This is a genomic window from Microbacterium resistens, assembly GCF_031456305.1.
GTDB classification, from domain to species: domain Bacteria; phylum Actinomycetota; class Actinomycetes; order Actinomycetales; family Microbacteriaceae; genus Microbacterium; species Microbacterium resistens_A.
The window spans coordinates 364221-383286 of record NZ_JAVDUM010000002.1 but is presented as its reverse complement, the minus strand read 5'-3'; the positions used below and the strand labels follow the sequence as shown (position 1 = coordinate 383286).

At 70.5% G+C, this 19066-nt stretch carries 16 protein-coding genes; 4 read left to right on the top strand and 12 right to left on the bottom strand.

Translation table 11 applies throughout. The features are described from left to right. Positions 1 to 59: 59 nt before the first annotated feature. The gene (locus tag J2Y69_RS03870; RefSeq protein ID WP_310017733.1) at positions 60 to 1607 is read right to left on the bottom strand and encodes an ABC transporter substrate-binding protein; all 1548 of its coding nucleotides are present in this window, start codon (positions 1605 to 1607) and stop codon (positions 60 to 62) included. Between the two features lie 167 nt (positions 1608 to 1774). On the opposite strand from J2Y69_RS03870, the gene J2Y69_RS03865 reads away from it, so the two are divergent. Both J2Y69_RS03865 and J2Y69_RS03860 read left to right on the top strand, forming a co-directional pair. Further along, complete coding sequence (locus J2Y69_RS03865; RefSeq protein ID WP_310017731.1) at positions 1775 to 2677, top strand: MurR/RpiR family transcriptional regulator; 903 nt, start codon at positions 1775 to 1777, stop codon at positions 2675 to 2677. Beyond that, positions 2674 to 3831, top strand: a complete 1158-nt coding sequence (locus J2Y69_RS03860; protein ID WP_310017729.1) for an MFS transporter — start codon at positions 2674 to 2676, stop codon at positions 3829 to 3831. Before J2Y69_RS03865 ends, J2Y69_RS03860 begins: the two co-directional genes overlap by 4 nt. A 5-nt stretch (positions 3832 to 3836) precedes the next feature. Here the strand turns inward: J2Y69_RS03860 and J2Y69_RS03855 are convergent, their stop codons facing one another. The 10 genes from J2Y69_RS03855 to zapE all read right to left on the bottom strand — a co-directional run bounded on the left by J2Y69_RS03855 (position 3837) and on the right by zapE (position 16304). After that, positions 3837 to 5876, bottom strand: a complete 2040-nt coding sequence (locus J2Y69_RS03855) for an acyltransferase family protein (protein WP_310017726.1) — start codon at positions 5874 to 5876, stop codon at positions 3837 to 3839. A gap of 314 nt (positions 5877 to 6190) precedes the next feature. After that, the gene (locus J2Y69_RS03850; protein ID WP_310017724.1) at positions 6191 to 6865 is read right to left on the bottom strand and encodes a response regulator transcription factor; all 675 of its coding nucleotides are present in this window, start codon (positions 6863 to 6865) and stop codon (positions 6191 to 6193) included. After that, positions 6862 to 8010 carry a histidine kinase gene (locus tag J2Y69_RS03845; protein ID WP_310017723.1) on the bottom strand — a complete coding sequence of 383 codons (1149 nt, stop codon included), beginning with the start codon at positions 8008 to 8010 and terminating at the stop codon, positions 6862 to 6864. Before J2Y69_RS03845 ends, J2Y69_RS03850 begins: the two co-directional genes overlap by 4 nt. Positions 8011 to 8066: 56 nt before the next feature. Further along, positions 8067 to 8609, bottom strand: coding sequence for a hypothetical protein (locus J2Y69_RS03840; protein ID WP_310017721.1), 543 nt, complete (start codon positions 8607 to 8609; stop codon positions 8067 to 8069). A gap of 123 nt (positions 8610 to 8732) precedes the next feature. After that, entirely contained in the window at positions 8733 to 9935 is a 1203-nt protein-coding gene (locus J2Y69_RS03835) for an acetate/propionate family kinase (protein ID WP_310017719.1), read from the bottom strand. Then, positions 9932 to 12073 (bottom strand): phosphate acetyltransferase, encoded by a 2142-nt coding sequence (gene pta, locus J2Y69_RS03830; protein WP_310017717.1) that lies wholly within the window; start codon positions 12071 to 12073, stop codon positions 9932 to 9934. The genes J2Y69_RS03835 and pta overlap by 4 nt, the downstream gene beginning before the upstream one ends. A 53-nt stretch (positions 12074 to 12126) precedes the next feature. Continuing rightward, positions 12127 to 13068 carry an alpha/beta fold hydrolase gene (locus J2Y69_RS03825; protein WP_310017714.1) on the bottom strand — a complete coding sequence of 314 codons (942 nt, stop codon included), beginning with the start codon at positions 13066 to 13068 and terminating at the stop codon, positions 12127 to 12129. A 208-nt stretch (positions 13069 to 13276) separates the two neighbouring features. Beyond that, positions 13277 to 13852, bottom strand: a complete 576-nt coding sequence (locus J2Y69_RS03820) for a type II toxin-antitoxin system PemK/MazF family toxin (protein ID WP_310017712.1) — start codon at positions 13850 to 13852, stop codon at positions 13277 to 13279. 48 nt (positions 13853 to 13900) lie between these two features. Continuing rightward, positions 13901 to 15136: an ammonium transporter gene (locus J2Y69_RS03815; protein ID WP_310017711.1), complete on the bottom strand. Its 1236-nt coding sequence runs from the start codon at positions 15134 to 15136 to the stop codon at positions 13901 to 13903. Positions 15137 to 15260: 124 nt separating this feature from the next. Then, positions 15261 to 16304: a cell division protein ZapE gene (zapE, locus tag J2Y69_RS03810; protein ID WP_310017708.1), complete on the bottom strand. Its 1044-nt coding sequence runs from the start codon at positions 16302 to 16304 to the stop codon at positions 15261 to 15263. Between the two features lie 132 nt (positions 16305 to 16436). Here zapE and J2Y69_RS03805 point away from each other — a divergent pair, with 132 nt between their 5' ends. Together J2Y69_RS03805 and J2Y69_RS03800 are read left to right on the top strand one after the other, a co-directional pair. After that, positions 16437 to 17336 carry a sulfurtransferase gene (locus J2Y69_RS03805; protein WP_310017706.1) on the top strand — a complete coding sequence of 300 codons (900 nt, stop codon included), beginning with the start codon at positions 16437 to 16439 and terminating at the stop codon, positions 17334 to 17336. Between the two features lie 58 nt (positions 17337 to 17394). Then, positions 17395 to 17844, top strand: coding sequence for a SufE family protein (locus J2Y69_RS03800; RefSeq protein ID WP_310017704.1), 450 nt, complete (start codon positions 17395 to 17397; stop codon positions 17842 to 17844). 24 nt (positions 17845 to 17868) lie between these two features. Here the strand turns inward: J2Y69_RS03800 and J2Y69_RS03795 are convergent, their stop codons facing one another. Beyond that, positions 17869 to 19059: an alpha/beta hydrolase gene (locus J2Y69_RS03795; RefSeq protein WP_310017702.1), complete on the bottom strand. Its 1191-nt coding sequence runs from the start codon at positions 19057 to 19059 to the stop codon at positions 17869 to 17871. Positions 19060 to 19066 lie beyond the last annotated feature (7 nt).

The window sequence follows — 19066 nt, the reverse complement described above, 5'->3', positions numbered from 1 at the left end:
GTGTGGATGCCTGTCGTCGGGGAAGGAGGGGGCGCGGTCGGCCGCGCCCCCTCGATCCGCTACTTGATGGATGTGCTCCGCAGGTACTGCAGCGAGCCGTTCGCCATCGGGGCGAAGCCGTCGACGGTCGACGCCGTGGCCGTGTAGGTGTAGCTGGTGAACAGCCAGATCCACGCGGCGTTGTCCTCGAGGTTCTTCGAGACCTTCGCGTAGATGTCCTTGCGCTTCTCGGGGTCCGCCGTCTGACGGCCCTCGGCGAACAGCGCGTCGAGCTCGGGCGAGGAGTAGCCGGCGACCTTGTTCAGGTTTCCGGTGCTGGTGAAGTAGCGGCCGTACATGCCGTCGGGGTCGGGACGACCGCCGTTGAGCGCGACGGCGGCGTCGAAGTCGGCAGCGATCCAGCGGTCGACGAACGCTCCGGACTCCAGGACCTCGAGATCGAGCGTGATCTTCGCGTCGGCGAGCTGGGCCTTGAGATTCTGAGCCTCGTTCACCGAGGTGGCGTACTCGCCCTGGGAGACGATCGTCTTGATGGTGACGCCGCCCTCCTTGCCCGCCTTCTTCAGGTACTCGGCGGCCTTGTCGACATCGCGCGTCGGGCACGGACGCGCATCCGGATCCGACTTGTAGGCGGGGGACGTGATGGGACCGGTGACCTCGCCCTCGCCGAGGGCGGCGGTGTCGAGCACCTCCTTGCGGTCGATCGCGCACTGGATGGCCAGGCGGACGTTGACGTCGGCGAGATCGCCTCGCGTGGCGTTCAGCTGCAGCGCGTGATAGCTCAGCTGCGGGGTCGTCGCCACCTTGACGTTGCCGCCCTCCGCCGTCTGGGCGACCAGCGGGTCATCGAACACGGCCAGCTGGATGTTGCCGGACTGCATCGCGGAGACGATCGAGGACTCGTCGGGGATCACGCGGAACTCGACCGTGTCGAGAAGGGCCTTGTCGCCCCAGTAGCCATCGTTCTTGGCGAGCGTGATCGACTGGCTCGCCTTGCGCGCGTCGAGGACGAAGGGACCGGTGCCGTTCGGCGTGGTGTTCAGCTTCTCCTCCGTGTCATCCGCGGAGAGCATCGCCATGTTGATCACGGCGAGGTTCGCGGGCAGTGCGGCGTCGGGTGCGCGCAGCGTGAGGGTCACCGTGGTCGCGTCGGTGGCCTCGACCGCGGCGACCGAGGCGAGGGAGCTGCGTGCGACGGCCGCGGTGCCCTCGGCCGCGATCGCGTCGAGCGAGTACTTGACGTCCTCGGAGCCGAACGTGCTGCCGTCGGCGAAGGTGACGCCCTTGCGGAGGTGGAAGGTCACGGTCAGACCGTCGTCCGAGACGTCCCAGGACTCGGCGAGGCCCGGGACCACGTTGAGGTCCTTGTCGAACTCGGTCAGCGTGCCGTACAGGTTCTGCAGGACGTTGACGGCCTGGAACTGCGTCGCCTTCCAGGGGAACAGGGTGTCGGGGTCGCTGGTGACGCCGATGACGAGATCGCCGCCCACCGCGCCCTGCGAGGGCTTGGGATCGGACGCTGGTGCGGAACAACCGGTGATCACGAGCGCCAATGCGACGCCCGTGGCAGTGAGAGCGCCGAATGACGCCCGCCGTGCTGTGCTCATTGCAGATTCCTCCTGGCTGGGACCACGTCGCCCTGGTGCAGGCTCAGGCGGTGCTGCCTGATCGCCCCGTGAACATCGTCGGTCTGGGTAAGTACCAAAAGTACACGAATGTCGCTTCTGATGTAACAGAAGTTCCTCTACAGTATGAGACACCGATCGGAGACCCCATGCCTCATGAAGCCGCCCGCGACGATGCGGGCGCACACCCCGTGCTCGTCCGCATGCGCGCGATCCGCCCCGAGCTGCGTCCGAGCGAGCAGCGCATCGCCGATCTGTTCCTCGCGGACCCCGCCGGCACCGCCGGGCTCTCGGTCGCCGAGCTCGCCACGCGCTGCGAGACCTCCACCACCTCCGTCGTGCGGTTCTGCAAACGACTCGGCTACGAGCATGTGCGAGAGCTCCGCAACCACGTGCTGCGGGACGTGGAGCGGGAGACGTTCGATACCGCGGCGCTCCCCGCCGTCTCCGGAGACATCGATCGCAACGACACCCTCGCCGACATCGTCGCCAAGGTCTCCCTCGCCGAGACCCTCTCCCTCGCGGACACGGCGAAGGTGCTCGACACCGAGTCGCTGCGCGCATCCGTCGAGGCCATCACCGCATCGACCCGGGTCGACATCTTCGGCGTCGGAGCCAGCTCCATCGTCGGCCTGGACCTGCAGCGCAAGCTCACCCGCATCGGGCGCACGGCGCTGGAATGGTCCGACCCGCACGCCGCCTGGACCTCGGCGGCGACGCTCGGCGCCGGCAACGTCGCGATCGCGGTCTCCCACAGCGGCGCGACCACCGACACCATCGAGTTCCTCCTGCTCGCCCGCAGAGCCGGTGCGACGACCATCGCGATCACGAATCACGCCGGCGCGCCCCTGGCCGATCAGGCCGACATCGTCCTCACCACGGCCGCCCGCGAGACCGGGTTCCGCTCCGGCGCGCTGGGCAGCCGGATCGCCCAGCTCATGGTGGTCGACTGCATCTTCATCGGCGTGGCCCAGTCGAACTACGACCGCTCGATGGAAGCGCTGCGCGACACCTTCGCCGCCGTGCACCGCGTCCAGGCCGGCAGCGCGTGATCGAGAGCGGCACCCGCACCAGGACGGCCCTCTTCGCGGCCTTCGCGAGCCTCGGCGTCACCGCCGCGTTCGTCCCTGCGATCCTCCCCTCGGCGGAGCGTGCGATCGGCTCCGACCTCAGCGCGGCGGTCCCTGCGCTGTTCGGCGGCCTCCTCGTCGGCGTCCTGGCGTCGGGTCCGCTGCTCATGAGGCGCCCGCCTCGGACCGCGCTGATGCTCGGCAGCGTGCTCCAGGCAGCGGCCATCGTCGCCGTTGCCCTGGCGGACGCTCCCGCCGTCTTCATCGCCGCCGCGGCGCTCGCCGGGTTCGGGTTCGGGCTGGTCGAGGCCTCCGGCTCCGTGTCCGCGAAGTCCGCGGTCGTCGGCAGCGCGACGGGGCTGCTCAGCGCGCTGCTCGGCACGGTCGCCGTGTGCGCCGCCGCCACACCGCTCCTCGTCGCCGCCGCTTCCGGCACGCGTCCGCTGCTCGTCGTCCTCGCCGCCGTGCCGCTCCTCGCCGCCGCGATGCTCGCGGGCCCCGTACCCGCCGCGCCCCGGGCCGACGCTCCTGCACGCCGCGACGTCCGCGGGCTGCGCTTCCTCCTGCCATTCGCGGTGGCGCTGCCGCTCTACGTCGGGGTCGAGACGGTGCTGTCCGGCTGGTCCGCTGCGATCCCGGAGCGGATCCTCGAGATCGACCCCGGCACCGCGGCTCTGGGGACCTCGGCGTTCTGGGCCCTGATGGCGCTCGGCCGCTTCGGCGCGGCGACCCTGCGCCGCCTTTCCGTGCCGCCGCTGGTCATCCTCGCCTCCGCGACGAGCGGTGCCGCCGTCCTGATCGCGACGGCGGGGATGCTTGTCGGCCCTGCTCCCGCGGGCGCGCTTCTCGCACTGGGCGCCGCAGTGGTGCTCCTCTCCCCCAGCTACGGGCTCATCCTCGGCATCGCGCTCGACCGGCTCGACCCCGCCCGCAGCGCCGCCGTCACCGGAGCGCTCGTCGCGTGCGGGGCCGTGGGAGGGACCTTCGTCCCGGCCCTGATCCTCCTCATCGGCCGCGATCCGGCGTCGAGCACGACCTTCCTGGTGTCGGCCGGCCTGTGTGCGCTGGTCCCGGTGCTGGTGCTGATCTCGGCGCGGCTCCCGGCACGCCGTCCAGACGCCGATCGCGTTACGTAGCCCGCTCAGCCCCTCGGCGCGTGGATCCTCTCGTCGAGGTAGGGCGTGAGCGTCGTGACGTAAGCGCCGGTCAGATGGTTCCCGTCCCGATAGGCGAGAACGCCGCCGATGATCGCCGGGCAGACCCCCGCACTGCACAGCAGATCGTTCATGTCGATGATCGGAATGCCACTGGCCTTCGCGCCCTCGACGAGAGGGTCGTCGCCGAGGGCCTTGTTCGCCGGAAGGTCGCAGTCCCGCCCCTCGGCGACGCAACTCGGCGGGTCGGTGATCCCTGCGCGATCGGGGCGGGGCGTGTCCGCGATCGGGATGATCCGTGCGCCCGTCGCCGTGAGCGAGCCCCACGCGCCCACGACGCCGGCCGTCGCCGTCTCCAACGCGTCCTGCTTCGCCGCGATCGCCTCCAGGCCGGAGCCGCTCGCGACGATCGCGATATCGAATCGGGAGGCCTCCAGCTCGGCGCGGACAGCGGCGTTCCACTCCGTGCACGACGGGTTGCGGAAGTCGGCGACGGAGAAGGGACAGCTCGATTTGAAGTAGGTGGTCAGATGCCAGTCCCGCTTCTCGGCGATCGCGGTCAGCGCCGGGAGCCACTGGTTCGCGTGCGAGTCGCCGAGGAGCACGACTCGCGTCCCGCCGTCCTCCGGACCGAACTCGCAACGGATCACCTCGGCGCGTCCGGCGCGCTGCTGGCAGTCCTGGGCTACGAGATCCTGTCGCGCGATCACCGGATCCGGGATGACGAGGTCGGTCGCGAAATCCGCGCATCCCTCCTCGACGAGGGTCGCGGCACCGAGGCAGGACGCGTCGTCGGACTGCAGGCTCTGGGCGACGAGCGCTGTCGCCGCGGATGCACGGGAGCCGACCGTGACAGCCCCGGTGACGCCGACGGCGGCGACGATGACCATGCCTGCGGCCACCGCCGTGAACGTCACGCGGGGACGACGCCACCGCGCGGGCAGGCCGTCGCCGATGAACGGATCCTCGATGTACTTCTTCGACAGCCATCCAAGCACGAGCGTCGCTCCGAAGATGATGACCTTTTGCACGGTGGTGAGCGACGTGCCGACGCCGCTCGCAAGGATCGGCACGAACACGATCAGCGGCCAATGCCACAGGTACATCGAATAGGAGATGCCTCCGACGAACTGGACCGGCCTGCGGCCGGTGAGGAACGCGGGAGTCAGCCGCGTGCGTGGATCGCCCGCGACGATGACCAGTACGGTCGCGACCACGGGGAGGAGCGCTGCATATCCGGGGAACGGGGTCGCGCTGTCGAACAGAAACGCCGCGACGAAGATGCCCGCGTATCCGCCCCAGGCCAGCACGGTCCGGATCCGTTCGTGGCCCACGAGGTCGGGGAGCAGCAGTGCGGCGAGCCCGCCCGCCCCGAACTCCCAGGCCCGCGTGGGCGTGACGAAGTAGGCCGACGCAGGATCCGTCGCCGTGGCGAAGACGGAGTAGCTCAGCGACAGGAGGGTCACGCATGCCATCGCGAGCACGAGACCGAAGATCCTCCGCTTCCCCGCCTTCACTGCGAGCACCGCGGCGACGAGCAGCAGGAGCGGCCATACGAGGTAGAACTGCTCCTCCGCCGACAACGACCAGAAGTGCTGCACCGGACTCGGCTGTGCGCCCAGTGCGAGGTAGTCGACGGCACGGGCGTTGAGCACCCAGTTCTCGACGTAGAGCGCGCTTGCGGCGATCTGCGTGCCGAAGTCCTCCCAGAGCGTCTGCGGCATCAGGACGAGCGTCACCGCTCCGACGAGGAGCAGGACGAGCAGCGAGGCGGGCAGGAGCCTCCGCGCACGACGCGCATAGAACTCGCGCAGCGAGAATCCGCGATCCGACTGGATCCCGCGCGCGATGTGGAGCGTGATGAGGAACCCGCTGATGACGAAGAACACATCGACGCCGACGTACCCTCCGGTCAGCCGCTCGGGCCACAGGTGGTAGACGACGACCAGAAGCACCGCGAGCGCGCGGAGCGCCTGGATCTCCGAACGGACACGATGGCCATGACCGTTGACGACACGTTCCCGCACCTGAGCCCCTCTCAAACCGCCAAGCGACAATGAACCCAAGTCGGGTGCGGAGCCTTTCGGGGCGGATTCTATCCAGCACAGGCGAAGTCTGACTACTGTGCGGATCGGTGCAGGTCGGCGCGGAGGGAACGTCGCACCGACGGCGGACCCGCGGCTTCCCGCCGATCCTGCGGAAAAACCGCCTCTTTAGGGGGCGAAAGCGCCCCAGGAGCAGAAAGTGAGAGCCCCTAGGGGCATGAGCGCTGCGCCGACCCGTCTCAGGAGAAGGCAGGCGTACGAGCCGTCGCCGTTCCCACCTCTGCTGTCCCGCCCTCTCAGGCCTCGCTGACGAGGGCGATCGCGGATGCCCGAGTCTCCACGCCGAGCTTGGCGAAGATCGTGTTGACGTGGCTCTTGACCGTGGCGACGCTGACGTAGAGTTCCGCCGCGATCGCCGGATTGCCCCGCCCAGCCGCGATGAGGGCGAGCACCTCCGACTCTCGAGCCGTCAGCAGGGGGAAACGCGCACGGATCGACGCTCCGGTCTCGGGCGCAGGACCGGTCGACGGTACGGATGTCGCGGCGATCACCTTCAAGCCGACCTCAGGAGAGAGGATCGTCTGCCCCGCGGCCGCCGCACGGATCGCGGCGGCGAGCTCCGCCCTCCCCGCATCCTTCGTCAGGTAGCCGCGTGCACCGGCACGGAGCGCGGCCAGGATCGACTCGTCATCCGCGTAGGTGGTCAGCACGAGCACCGCGGCCTCCGGGAGGTCGGCACGAAGGCGGAGCGTTGCAGCGACGCCGTCCATCCGGGGCATCCGCAGGTCCATCAGCACGACGTCGGGTCGATGGAGCACGGTCATCGCCACCGCCTCGACGCCGTCCGCCGCGGTGGCGACGACCTCGACGTCGGGCAGCAGATCCAGAAGCGTCGCCAGCCCCTCGCGGACGATCGCCTGGTCGTCCGCGACCAGCACGCGGATCGACCGCGTCGGATCGACCCCGCTCATCGACGCGCCTCCACAGTCAGGACGAAACGGCCGTCGACCACGCCGTGCCGGATGGCTCCGCCGGGCAGCGCCTCGACGCGCTCGCTCATGCCGACCAGCCCGAAGCCCCCGGCGCCTCCTTCGGCGCGCACGACCCGCGTGTCCGCCATCGGGTTCGAGATGCTCATCCGCACATCCTCCGCCCTCAGTTCGAGGTCGATACGGACAGGGGCGCCGGGCGCATGTCTCCTGGCGTTGCTGAGCCCCTCTTGAAGGACGTGGATCAGCATGCTCCCGGCCGCGCCGTCGATCGGCTCCCCGCGCCTCGCCTCGTCTTCTCGGACGACCAGCTCGACCTGGCCGCCGAAGGTCTCATGCGCGGCGACGAGGTCGTCGATCCCGCTCCGCAGATCGGGCCCGCTCCCCTCTTTCGGGACGAGCGCCGCGGGATCCCTGAGCGCCGCGACCGCCCGTCGCGCCTCGCCGAGCCCTGCCGCGGCGAGGCCCCGTGCGGCGGTGACCTTGGCTGCGGCGTCCGAGACGCGGTCGGCCTCCAACAGCGCCTCGGCCGCGTCCAGCTGGATCACCAGGCCGCCGAGCGAGTGGGCGAGCACATCGTGCAGATCCCGTGCGATCTCGATCCGTGCCTGCTCCTCGCGCAACCGGAGCTCCCGTCTGGCGAGGAGCGTCTCGCGCTCCTGCGCTGTCCGGGCGACGCGGCGACTGTAGCCGCTGAGGCCGCCGAACAGCGTCCCACCGGCCATCGCGAGCGTTGCTAGCGGTGTGAGGCCGTCGATCGCCGCGCCCAGGACGAGGACGACGACCGCGGCCACCACGACCGCGATCGCCGGCACGATCGCGAGGACGGGGCCTGCCATCAGCGCGACGACCCCGGCGATCAAGGGCACCAGTCCCAGTCCGTCGGTGACGGGTGCCGACACCGCGCCGAACAGGACGGCGAGGAGAGCCGGCACCACGGCGGCGACGGGGCGTCCCACCAGTTCGAGAACCGCACGCGCCAGCCAGGAGGCCAGGGCGAGGACGAGCGATGCCGTCGCCCAGGACGGCCATGCACCGTCCGCACCGCGCATCAGGGCCCATCCCCCGACGACGAGCGCGACGACCGTCGTCAGCAGCGCCGAGAACAGCTTCGCCCTCACGATCATCCCTCCATCCTGCGCCATGTCGCCCGCTCCGTCCGCCGACGGCGAGGACGAGCTCCTCACACGCGCGGGACACCGAGCCGCGCAGAGCCCCCGCCGGGCTCCGCGGCGAGCCGCGCGAGCCGAGAGGAGAGGACGGCCGCGCGCGCCGCGCGGTTCACCGAGACCAGGAGCAGGATCATCCCGGCCGAGACCAGGGAGTGGGCGCCGAAGCCCGCCGCCAGCAGATCGACGCCGACGCGGAGCGCGAGAACGAGGATCCACAGAGCCATCCCCCACCAGCCCGTGCGCGACTCGTACTCGCCTGTCGGCCCCCGGCCTCGGGCGGCGCCCGTCGGATCGCTGCGCCGGAAACGGGCGATCGCGCCCATCCACGCGCCGGTCCCGAGCGCGATCACGAGCTCGACCACGATCGCGGCGATGTCCACCGAGGTCATGGAGGCCGCCGAGGGGGCGAGGAGCACGAGACCGACCACGCCCACGACGATCGGCGCTCTCCACATGCGCTCGGGGACGACGGCGCGCCAGGTCGACTGCCGATATCCGACCAGGACGAGCACGCCGACGATGAGCAGGACGTTGATGACGAGTTGCGGGTTCATGACGTCCACGCTCCTCCGACCGGACTCTCCGCGGCACCACCCGGCGGGTGGAGAACGGGTGGAGAAGAGGCGGAGCGGGTGGAGAACAGCTCAGTCGTTGCGTCGTCGCAGCCGCACCGCTGGTTAGGCCGATGCCACCGCCAACGTCTGACGGCCGATCTCGAGCTCCTCGTTCGTCGGCACCACCAGGACCGTGACGCGCGAGGAGTCGGCGGAGATCACCCGGATCCCCCGCTCGGCGGATTCGTTCCGCCCGGCATCGACCTCGACGCCGGCGAATCCGAGCGTCGCGAGCGCCTCTCGACGCACCAGGGCGTTGTTCTCCCCCACCCCGGCCGTGAACGAGATCACGTCGGCGCCGCCGAGCTGCGCGAGATACGCGCCGGCATAGGCCCGCAGCCGGTGGATGTACACGTCGAGGGCCAGCATCGCGTCGTCGTCGCCCTCGACCGCCCGTCGCTGCAGGTCGCGCATGTCCGAGACGCCCGCGAGCCCGAGCAGGCCGCTGCGCTTGTTCAGCAGGTCATCGAGCTCGTCGATCGTCATCCCCGCACGGCGCCCGAGCTGTAGGAGCGCACCGGGATCGATGTCCCCCGATCGCGTGCCCATGACCAGCCCCTCCAGCGGCGTCATGCCCATGGACGTCTCAACGGAGCGTCCACCGTCGACGGCGGCGACCGACGCGCCGTTGCCCAGGTGGAAGACGATCTGCCTCAGCCCTTCGACCGGGCGGCCGAGGTAGGCAGCTGCCGCCTCGGAGACGAACTTGTGCGAGGTCCCGTGGAACCCGTAGCGGCGGACGCGGTGCGCCGCAGCGATCTCCCTGTCGATCGCGTAGGTGTAGGCCGCAGGAGGCAGGGTCTGGTGGAAGGCGGTGTCGAACACCGCGACGTGCGGAAGGCCGGGGAACGCCGTCTTCGCCGCCCGGATCCCCTGCAGGGCACCGGGATTGTGCAGCGGGGCGAGCACCGAGAGCTCGTCGATCCCGCGCTCCACCTCCGCGGTGATCGGCGTCGGCGCGAAGTACCGGGCGCCGCCATGGACCACGCGGTGCCCCACCGCCACCGGCGCGTTCTCGGCGAGGGACGGCCCCTGCGCGGCGAAGGCGTCGAGCATGGCGTGGAAGCCCGTGGTGTGATCGGGGATCGGCAGCTCCGTGACCGTGGTCAGGCTCTCTCCGTCCCGTGTGACGGTGTGGGACGCGATGCCGGTCGCCTCGCCGATCCGCTCGACCAGGCCGCTGGCCAGGGGCTCGGCCGACTCGACGTCCAGCAGCTGGTACTTGAAGGACGACGAACCGCTGTTGACGATCAGGACAACGGTCATGCCTGGGCCTCCTCGGCGTCCTGCTCCTGTGCCTGGATGGCCGTGATCGCGATCGTGTTCACGATGTCCTCGACCAGCGCGCCGCGGGAGAGGTCGTTGATCGGCCGGTTCAGTCCTTGGAGCACAGGACCGACCGCCACGGCGCCGGCCGAGCGCTGCACGGCCTTGTAGGTGTTGTTGCCGGTGTTGAGATCGGGGAAGACGAAGACGGTCGCCCTGCCCGCGACGGCGGAGTCGGGCATCTTGGCGCGGGCGACCGCGGCGTCGGCGGCCGCGTCGTACTGGATGGGGCCTTCGACGGCGAGCCCCGGAGCACGCTCACGGACAAGCGCCGTGGCCGCGCGCACCTTCTCCACCTCGACCCCCGACCCCGACTCCCCCGTCGAGTACGAGAGCATCGCCACCCGGGGCTCGATCCCGAACTGCGCGGCGGTCGTCGCCGAGGAGACCGCGATGTCCGCGAGCTGCTCGCTCGTGGGATCCGGGATCACCGCGCAGTCGCCGTAGACCAGCACCCGGTCGGCCAGGGCCATGAAGAACACCGAGGAGACGACGGACACGCCGGGCCGGGTCTTGATGATCTCGAACGCGGGCCGGATCGTGTGCGCCGTGGTGTGCGCGGCACCCGAGACCATGCCGTCGGCCATGCCCAGGTGCACCATCAGCGTCCCGAAGTACGACACGTCCGTGACCGTGTCCGCGGCCTGATCGAGGGTGACGCCCTTGTGCGCGCGCAGCCGCGCGTACTCCTCCGCGAACGGACGGACATAGGCCGGATCGGTCGGCGAGATGATCCGCGCGCCGTCCAGATCGACGCCGAGCTCCTGCGCGCGGGAACGGAGAGCCGCCTCGTCCCCGAGGATCACGAGATCGGCGATCCCCCGTTCGAGGACCGTGCCCGCAGCGCGGAGGACCCGGTCGTCACTGCCTTCCGGCAGGACGATCCGACGGCGGTCGCCGCGCGCACGATCGAACAGCTCGTACTGGAACATCAGCGGTGTGACGACGCTGGAGTGCGCGACCCCGAGGACGTCGATCAGCGACGGGACGTCCACATGACGCTCGAACAGCGTCCGCGCCCGATCCACCCGATGGGGCGCGTCCGTGGAGAGCCGACCGGGCGTGTTCATCACCCGCACGGTCGTGTCGTAGGTGCCGAGGTCGGTCGCGATGATCGGCAGGGTCGGGCCGAGCCCGTCCATCAGCCGGTCGATCGACTCCGGCAGCGCGAAGGGGCCGTTGAGGACGATCGCGGAGACGGACGGGAAGGTGCCGGACGCCTGCGCGAGCAGGGTCGCGAGCAGCACGTCCGCGCGGTCGGCGGGGATCACGATCACGGCGCTCTCGATCAGGCGCGGAAGCACGTTGACCATCGACATCCCGGCGATCACCACACCGAGCACCTCGCGATCGAGAAGCTCCTCGTCACCGCGGATCATGCGGCCCTCGAGCGAGTCCAGGATGCCCCGGACCGACGGCGCGACCAGGCTCCGCTCCTCCGGGAGCGCCCACACCGGCACCCCGTCGCGCCCCGCGGCGTCGAGCACCGCACGCACGGCGGACACGGTCTCCTCCAGCAGCTCAGGGTCCGCACGGTTCACGACGACGGCGCTCAGCTCGGCGCGCTCCTCGGCGAGCTCCGCGAGGGCCAGCGGGAGCACCTGCGACACCTGCTCCGGTGTCCGTGCCGACGTGACGCCGAGCTGCTCCCCGTGCCCCTGCTGCTCCCGCCCACCGAGCACCAGCAGCACCGGCGCGCCCAGGTTCGCGGCGATCCGGGCGTTCATCGCGAGCTCGGCGGGGCTCGCGACGTCCGTGTAGTCGCTGCCGAGGATCACGACGGCGTCGCACTGCGCCTCCATCGTCCGGTACCGCTCGACGATCCGGCCGAGCGCGGCATCCGGGTCCTGGCGGAGCTCGTCATAGCTGACGCCGACGCTCTGGGACGCGGTGAGACCGATGTCGGCCCTGGCGAGCAGCATGTCGAGCACGTCGTCGGCACCGTCGGCCGATCGCGTGATCGGGCGGAACACCCCGATCCGGGGAGTCGCCCGGCTCAGCGCGTCGATCACGCCGAGCGCGATCAGCGACTTGCCGGAATGGCCTTCTGCGGACGTGATGAGGATGCTCTGCGCCACGTTCTCAGCGTAGGGCGTCCGCCCCTGCGTGCGGACCTCCGGCGCGAACCCGCTCAGTGCACGGGAACCGGAGTCCTTGCGTCGATGGCGGCGATGAACGCGCGGGTGTCCTCCGCCAGTACCTCGGGCATCGTGAGGACGAGTCCGTGGTGGGCGTCCAGGTAGCGCACCGTGACGTTCGCCGCCCGTGCCGAGATCTCGTCCAGATCGCGACGGAGACCGAGTGCGTACGCCTCCATGAAGGCCAGAGCCTCCCCCTCGACGCCGTCGAGCGCCTCACAGCGGTAGATGAGGAACGGCGACTCGATCCGTCCGAAGACATCGTCCATCCAGTCGACCTCGACGAGGGCCGCCACCAGCTCACGGATGTCCTCCGCGCTCGGCTGGACGACCAGTCCGCCGTCCGGGCCGTCCTGGAGGGAGCGCCCGACGCCGGCGAGCTCCAAGGCCACCGGAAGGCCCAGCACCGATGCCTGGGATAGGTGGGCCTGCACGATCGCCGAGACGCCGTCCGGTGTGAGCGGCCCCGCAGCGTCCGGGCTCCCCATCGGCGCCGCCTCCTGGATCGTCCGCAGATGCTCCTGGACCACCACAGGATCAAGGCCCACATACTGATCGGGCGTCCCGCTGCCGTACCCGTCGAGATTGACGACGCCAGAGACGGACCCGCCGCGGACCGCGTAGAGCGCGCCGACCATGCCCCCGAGCGAGTGTCCGACGAGCGCGGGCGCGATGAGGCCCGTGGCGACGATCACACGATCGACGTCGGCGAGCACGGCCTCCCACGTCCAGGGCCCGCTGCCGGAGCGTCCGTGGTTACGGAAGTCCATGGAGACGACGCGGTGGTCCGCGACGAGGTTCTCCGCGAACGGCGTCCAGTCCTCGAGGTTGCGCCCCGCGCCGTGCAGGAGGAGGACGCCGGGACCCGAGCCGCCGTAGTCCCGCACGCTGAGGGGACAGTCACCGGGAACGGTCAGTTCGTGGAAGTCGCTCATGCGATCTGCTCTCCTTCGCGATCCCCGGACGGGGCGTCCGCGGCGTCGCGGATGGTGCCATCCTCGCCGAACGGGCATCCGCGGCGTTCGGCCGGCCGTACCAATCCCGCGCGGAGCTTCGTCCGTGCCTCCCAAGCCCGCGGCCCAAGCCCCGCAGCCCGAGCTCCGCAGTCCAGGCCCCGCAGCCCGAGCTCCGCGGTCCGCGATGTCAGGACGTGGGTCCCCATCCGTATCGACGCTCCAGGACCGAGGCGACCCGGTCGTAGCGCTCCCGGTCCAGGGCGGCCGCCTCGCGGCGCATGCCGCGTCGGTGCACGCTGTAGAGCTGGTCGATGTCGACCCAGGACTCCCGCCCCTGTCCGTCCCAGGGACCGGATCCGATGGAGAGGTAGTCGCGTTCGTCATCGTGCGACTTGCTCGTGAGCTTGACCGCGTAGACGCGGTCGGCGCTCTGCCGGGCGATCACGAGCACCGGTCGGTCCTTGCCCCGGCCGTCGCGCTCCGCGTACGGGACCCAGGTCCAGATGATCTCCCCCGCATCCGGGTCGCCGTCGCGATCCGGGCTGTAGTCGAGGGCGAGCCGCCCGACCGACCGGGGATCGACCTCGACCGTGTCCGTCCCGCCGCCCTGTCCCGGGGACGTCCCGGGAGCGATGGTCGCCCCGCCGGGAGCGGGACGCCGTGACGGCGTCGTGGTCCGCTCGCCTCCCCGCGTGACCGCGCGGACGATCGCCGCCGCCGCGCCGAGAAGCGCGGACAGGATGCCGTTGCCTGATCTGCTCACGACGACACCCTATCCGCGCTCGCCCGTCCCCTCCGTCGGCGGCGCCCGTCAGGAGGTCAGCGCGTAGCCGTTCTCCCCGTGCACCACGAGGTCGACGCCCGCGATCTCGTCCTCGCTGGTGACGCGGAACCCGATGGTCTTCTCGATCGCGAGCCCGATCACCAGGGCGACGACGAAGGAGTAGACGAGGACGCCGCCGGAGGCGATCACCTGCACGGCCAGCAGCCGCAGGTCACCGCCCGTGAACAGCCCCTGGCCGGTGGCGAAGAAGCCGAGATAGATCGTCCCGAGGAACCCGCCGACCAGATGGATCCCGACGACGTCGAGGGAGTCGTCGAAGCCGAGGCGGTACTTCATCTCGACCGCGAGGGCGCACGCGACGCCCGCCACGGCGCCCAGGAGCAGCGCCCATCCCGGGGCGAGGTTCGCGCAGGCGGGCGTGATCGCGACCAGCCCCGCGACGGCGCCGGACGCAGCACCCACCGAGGTGGGCTTGCCGTCCTTGATCTTCTCCACGAGGATCCAGCCGAGGATCGCCGCGGCGGTCGCGCCCAGGGTGTTGATCGAGATCAGCCCGACCTTGCCCATGTCTGCCGAGGTCCACTCCGCGCCGGCGTTGAAGCCGAACCAGCCGAACCAGAGCAGGGCGGCGCCGAGGAGCGTCAGCGGGACGTTGTGCGGCTTCTGGATGCCCTTCTGGAAGCCGATGCGCTTGCCCAGCACGATCGACAGCGCAAGGGCCGCGGCGCCGGCGTTGATGTGCACCGCCGTGCCACCGGCGTAGTCGATCACCGCGATGCCGCTGTCGGCCCCGAAGAGCGTGGTGCCGAGGTTCATGATCCATCCGCCGCCCCACACCCAGGCGGCGATCGGGAAGTAGCCGAGCGTGGCGAAGACGCCGACGAAGATGAGCCACGGCCCGAACTTCGCCCGGTCCGCGATCGCGCCGGAGATCAGGGCGACCGTGATGATCGCGAACGTCGCGCCATAGGCGACGGTCAGCAGCGACACGTTGGCCGCCGGGGAGTCCGCGATCGAGGCGAGACCGAAATCCGCGAACGGGTTGCCCGCGAAGGCGCCGGGGTCATCGACCGCGCTCATCGAGGATCCGTAGAGGATCCAGAGCACGGCGACGAGACCGATCGAGCCGAAGCTCATCATCATCATGCTCACGACGCTCTTGGCCTTGACCAGACCGCCATAGAAGAACGCCACCCCCGGCGTCATCAGCAGCACCAGCGCCGTCGCGGTCACCGCCCAGGCGATGTTCCCCGGTGCATCCATGTCGTACCTCGCTTTCGGAAGAGTGAGGCAAGCATGGCGACGCGACGTTTCCCGCGAGGTCGCGTCGTGTTGCGGGCCGGTTACGAACCGGCCCGCTGTGTGAACAGCGTGTTACGCGATCGGCTCAGGGACGGGCGGCGTGGGTCAGCGCGTTCAGCCGCGAGATCGCCCGGAGGTACTTCTTGCGGTAGCCGCCGCCGAGCATCTCCGGAGCGAAGACCTCGTCGAGGCCGAGACCACTCGCGAGGATCGGGATCTGCGCGTCATAGGCGCGGTCGACGAAGGCGACGAACCGGAGCGCCTCGGACTGGTCGGTGAGCTGGTGGACCTCGCGCAGACCGAGGGCCGCGAGCCCGGTGAGGAGTCGGATGTAGCGCGAAGGATGGACCTTGGCGAGGTGCCGCACGAGCTCCTCGAACCCATCGTCGGAGACCTCGTGGGACTCGGCGATCCGCGCGACCTCGGCTGCGTACGCCGCCTCGTCGAGAGTCTGAGAATGCCCGTCGAGCGCGCGCTGACGGAAGTCGACGCCGTCGATCCGGATGGTCTGGAAGCTGTCGGACATCTGGTGGATCTCGCGCAGGAAGTCCTGCGCGGCGAACCGCCCCTCCCCCAGCGCGTTCGGCGGGGTGTTCGAGGTCGCGGCCAGGCGGGTCCCCGAGGCCACCAGCTCGCCGAGCATCCTCGTCATGACCATCGTGTCGCCCGGATCGTCCAGCTCGAACTCGTCGATGCAGAGGAGGTCGGCCCCCTTGAGCAGATCGACCGTGTTCTTGTATCCGAGGGCTCCGACGAGCGCCGTGTACTCGATGAACGACCCGAAGTACTTCCTGCGCGCGGGCATCGCGTGGTAGATCGAGGCGAGGAGGTGGGTCTTGCCCACCCCGAAGCCGCCGTCGAGGTAGACGCCCGGCTTGATCTCCGGCTCCTTCGGACCCCGGCGGAACAGCCCCTGTCGTTTGACGGGCGCGGCGCCGCCGGCGAAGCGCATGAGGATCTGCTTCGACTCCTCCTGCGAGGGATAGGCCGGATCCGCGCGGTAGCTCTCGAACGTCGCGCCGCCGAACTGCGGCGGCGGGACGAGGCTGGCGAGCATCTCGGCCCCGGAGACCTGCGGCTGGCGATCGATGAGGTGGACGATGCCCGCACGGGGCGCCTGGTCGGTCATTCGGTTCCTGTGTCGAAGTCTTACGAATCGGGTGCGCATGCGCGCGAGGGGATCTATCGTCGAGGAGACGGATCAACCCTACGCCGTCGATCGCTCGGCCGAATCCGCGCCGACTTCACCGAGGAGCCCCCTGTGACCGTCGAGTTCGACACCTCGTCCGCCAAGTTCGCCGAGTACGCGGAGCCGGGCCGCCTGGTCACCACGGAATGGCTGGCCGCCCGTCTCGGGGAGCCCGGTCTGACCGTCGTCGAGTCGGACGAAGACGTGCTGCTGTACGAGACCGGCCACATCCCCGGCGCCGTGAAGGTCGACTGGCACACCGAGCTCAACGACCCGGTCGTGCGCGACTACGTGGACGGCGAGGGCTTCGCGGAGCTGCTCGGGCGCAAGGGCATCTCCCGCGATGACACGGTCGTCATCTACGGCGACAAGAACAACTGGTGGGCCGCCTACGCCCTCTGGGTGTTCTCCCTCTTCGGCCATCAGGACGTGCGGCTCCTCGACGGCGGCCGTGACCGCTGGATCGCCGAGGGCCGCGAGATCACGACCGATGCGCCGACGCCCGCGCCGACGGACTACCCGGTGGTCGAGCGGGACGACACGCTCCTGCGCGCCTACAAGGAGGACGTGCTCGCCCACATCGGCAAGCCGCTCATCGACGTCCGCTCGCCGGAGGAGTACAGCGGGGAGCGGACGAGCGCGCCGGCCTATCCCGAGGAGGGCGCTCTGCGCGCCGGACACATCCCGACCGCCCAGAGCGTGCCGTGGGCGAAGGCGGTCGCCGAGGACGGCGGCTTCCGCCCGCGCGCCGAGCTCGAGGCCATCTACCGTGACGGGGCGGGGATCACCGGTGAGGAGCCGATCGTCGCCTACTGCCGGATCGGCGAGCGCTCCAGCCACACCTGGTTCGTCCTCAAGCACCTCCTCGGCTTCGACGACGTGCGCAACTACGACGGCTCCTGGACCGAGTGGGGCAGTGCGGTACGCGTCCCGATCGTGACCGGGAGCGAGCCCGGCTCCCTGCGCGCCTGAACGCCGCCCGGAGCGTTCCCTGCCCCCGGAGCGGTCTGCACATGAGACGATTGCAGGGATGACCACCGCACTTCCGGACACCCTCGCCGAGATCCGTGACGAGTTCCTCGAGCTCCCCGAGTCCGAACGCCTCCAGCTCCTCTTGGAGTTCTCCGGCGAGCTCCCGGCCGTCCCCGCAGAGGTCGCCGAGCACCCCGAGATGTACGAGCGGGTCGCCGAGTGCCAGTCACCTGTCTACATCTCGGTGACGGTCGAGGACGGCCTGGTCGCCATGCACGCCACGGCTCCGGCCGAGGCGCCGACGACCCGCGGGTTCGCGAGCATCCTCGTCCAGGGCCTCACCGGGCTCACGCCGGAGGCCGTCCTCGCCGTTCCGGACGACTTCCCGCAGAGCATCGGGCTGACGCGCGCCGTGTCGCCGCTGCGCATCGCCGGGATGACCGGGATGCTCCTGCGCGCCAAGCGTCAGGTGCGGGAGCGCACCGGGCTGCCGCCGACCCGGCGCTGAGCCCGCTCCGCACGGGAGGTCGGGTCAACTGCCTGTTCGCTCCGTCGAGGCCGACAGCCCCTGGTCCTCGAGCCAGCCGGTGATCGCCGATGACCACCGCGTCTGGTCGTAGTTCCACAGCTTCGTGTGCCGCGCCCCGCTGAACGCCGGCATCGTCACGAGATCCGGACGGGCGTCGGCGAGGGCGTGCGAGGCATCGGCCGGGACGAAGCCGTCGTCGTCGCTGTGCAGGAGCAGGATCGGCGCGGTCAGCTCGTCCGCACGCGCGACCATGTCGAGGTCGTCGAAGGGAATCGCCTGCTCGGCGCCGCTCAGTCGCGCGGTCCACTCCGTGGAGAGGGCGTCCATCGCGAGGCGGGGCAGGGGCTCGCGGAGCCCCATCTCCCCCGCCTGGAAGCGCAGCACCGTCCGCCAGTCGACCACCGGGGAGTCCAGGATCATCCCGCTGACCGCGTCCCGCCGCGGCGACGAGACGGCCGCCTGGAGCACGATCGCGCCCCCCATCGACCATCCCATCAGCACGATCCGCTCGGCACCGCGGCGGAGCGCGTACTCCATCGCGGAGTCGACGTCGCGCCACTCCGCCGCGCCCAGCGCATAGGCACCGCCCTTGGTACGCGGCCCCTCGCCATCGTTGCGATAGGAGGCGACCAGCACCGGGAGCCCGGCCGCGTGCAGCACCGGAACGGCTCGGAGGCACTCGGCCCTCGTCGCGCCGCGGCCGTGGACCTGGATCACCCAGGTGCGCTCGTCGGCGGACGAGGCGGGGAAGTACCACGCGGGGCACGGGCCGGCCGGGGTGCCGATGAGCACCGACTCGTAGGGCAGATGGAGCTCACCGGGGCTCGTGTAGTAGTAGCCGCTGAAGGCGGCCTTCCGCTCGATGCGAGCGCCGGGCTCGATCTGCGTGAGGAGCTTTCGACGCACGCTGCCCGCATCGGCGCCGAGGACCGCACCGAGCTTGACGTACCCGGGCGTTCCCCCGACGAAGAGCCCGTAGCGTCCCGGAAGCTCCGTGTCGGCGTTCCTGGACAGCTCGATGGTCTGCGCCCCTGTGTCGACGGCGAGGACGTCGACGTCAGGCTGCCTCTGCGACGGCGTCACGACGCGCCGGGCGATCTGCGTGACGACCGCGATCCCCGCGGCCGCGCCCACTGCTGCGACGCCCGCAAGCGCGACGAGCCCGACTGTCGCGGCGTGCCTGAGACTCTTCATCGCTTCC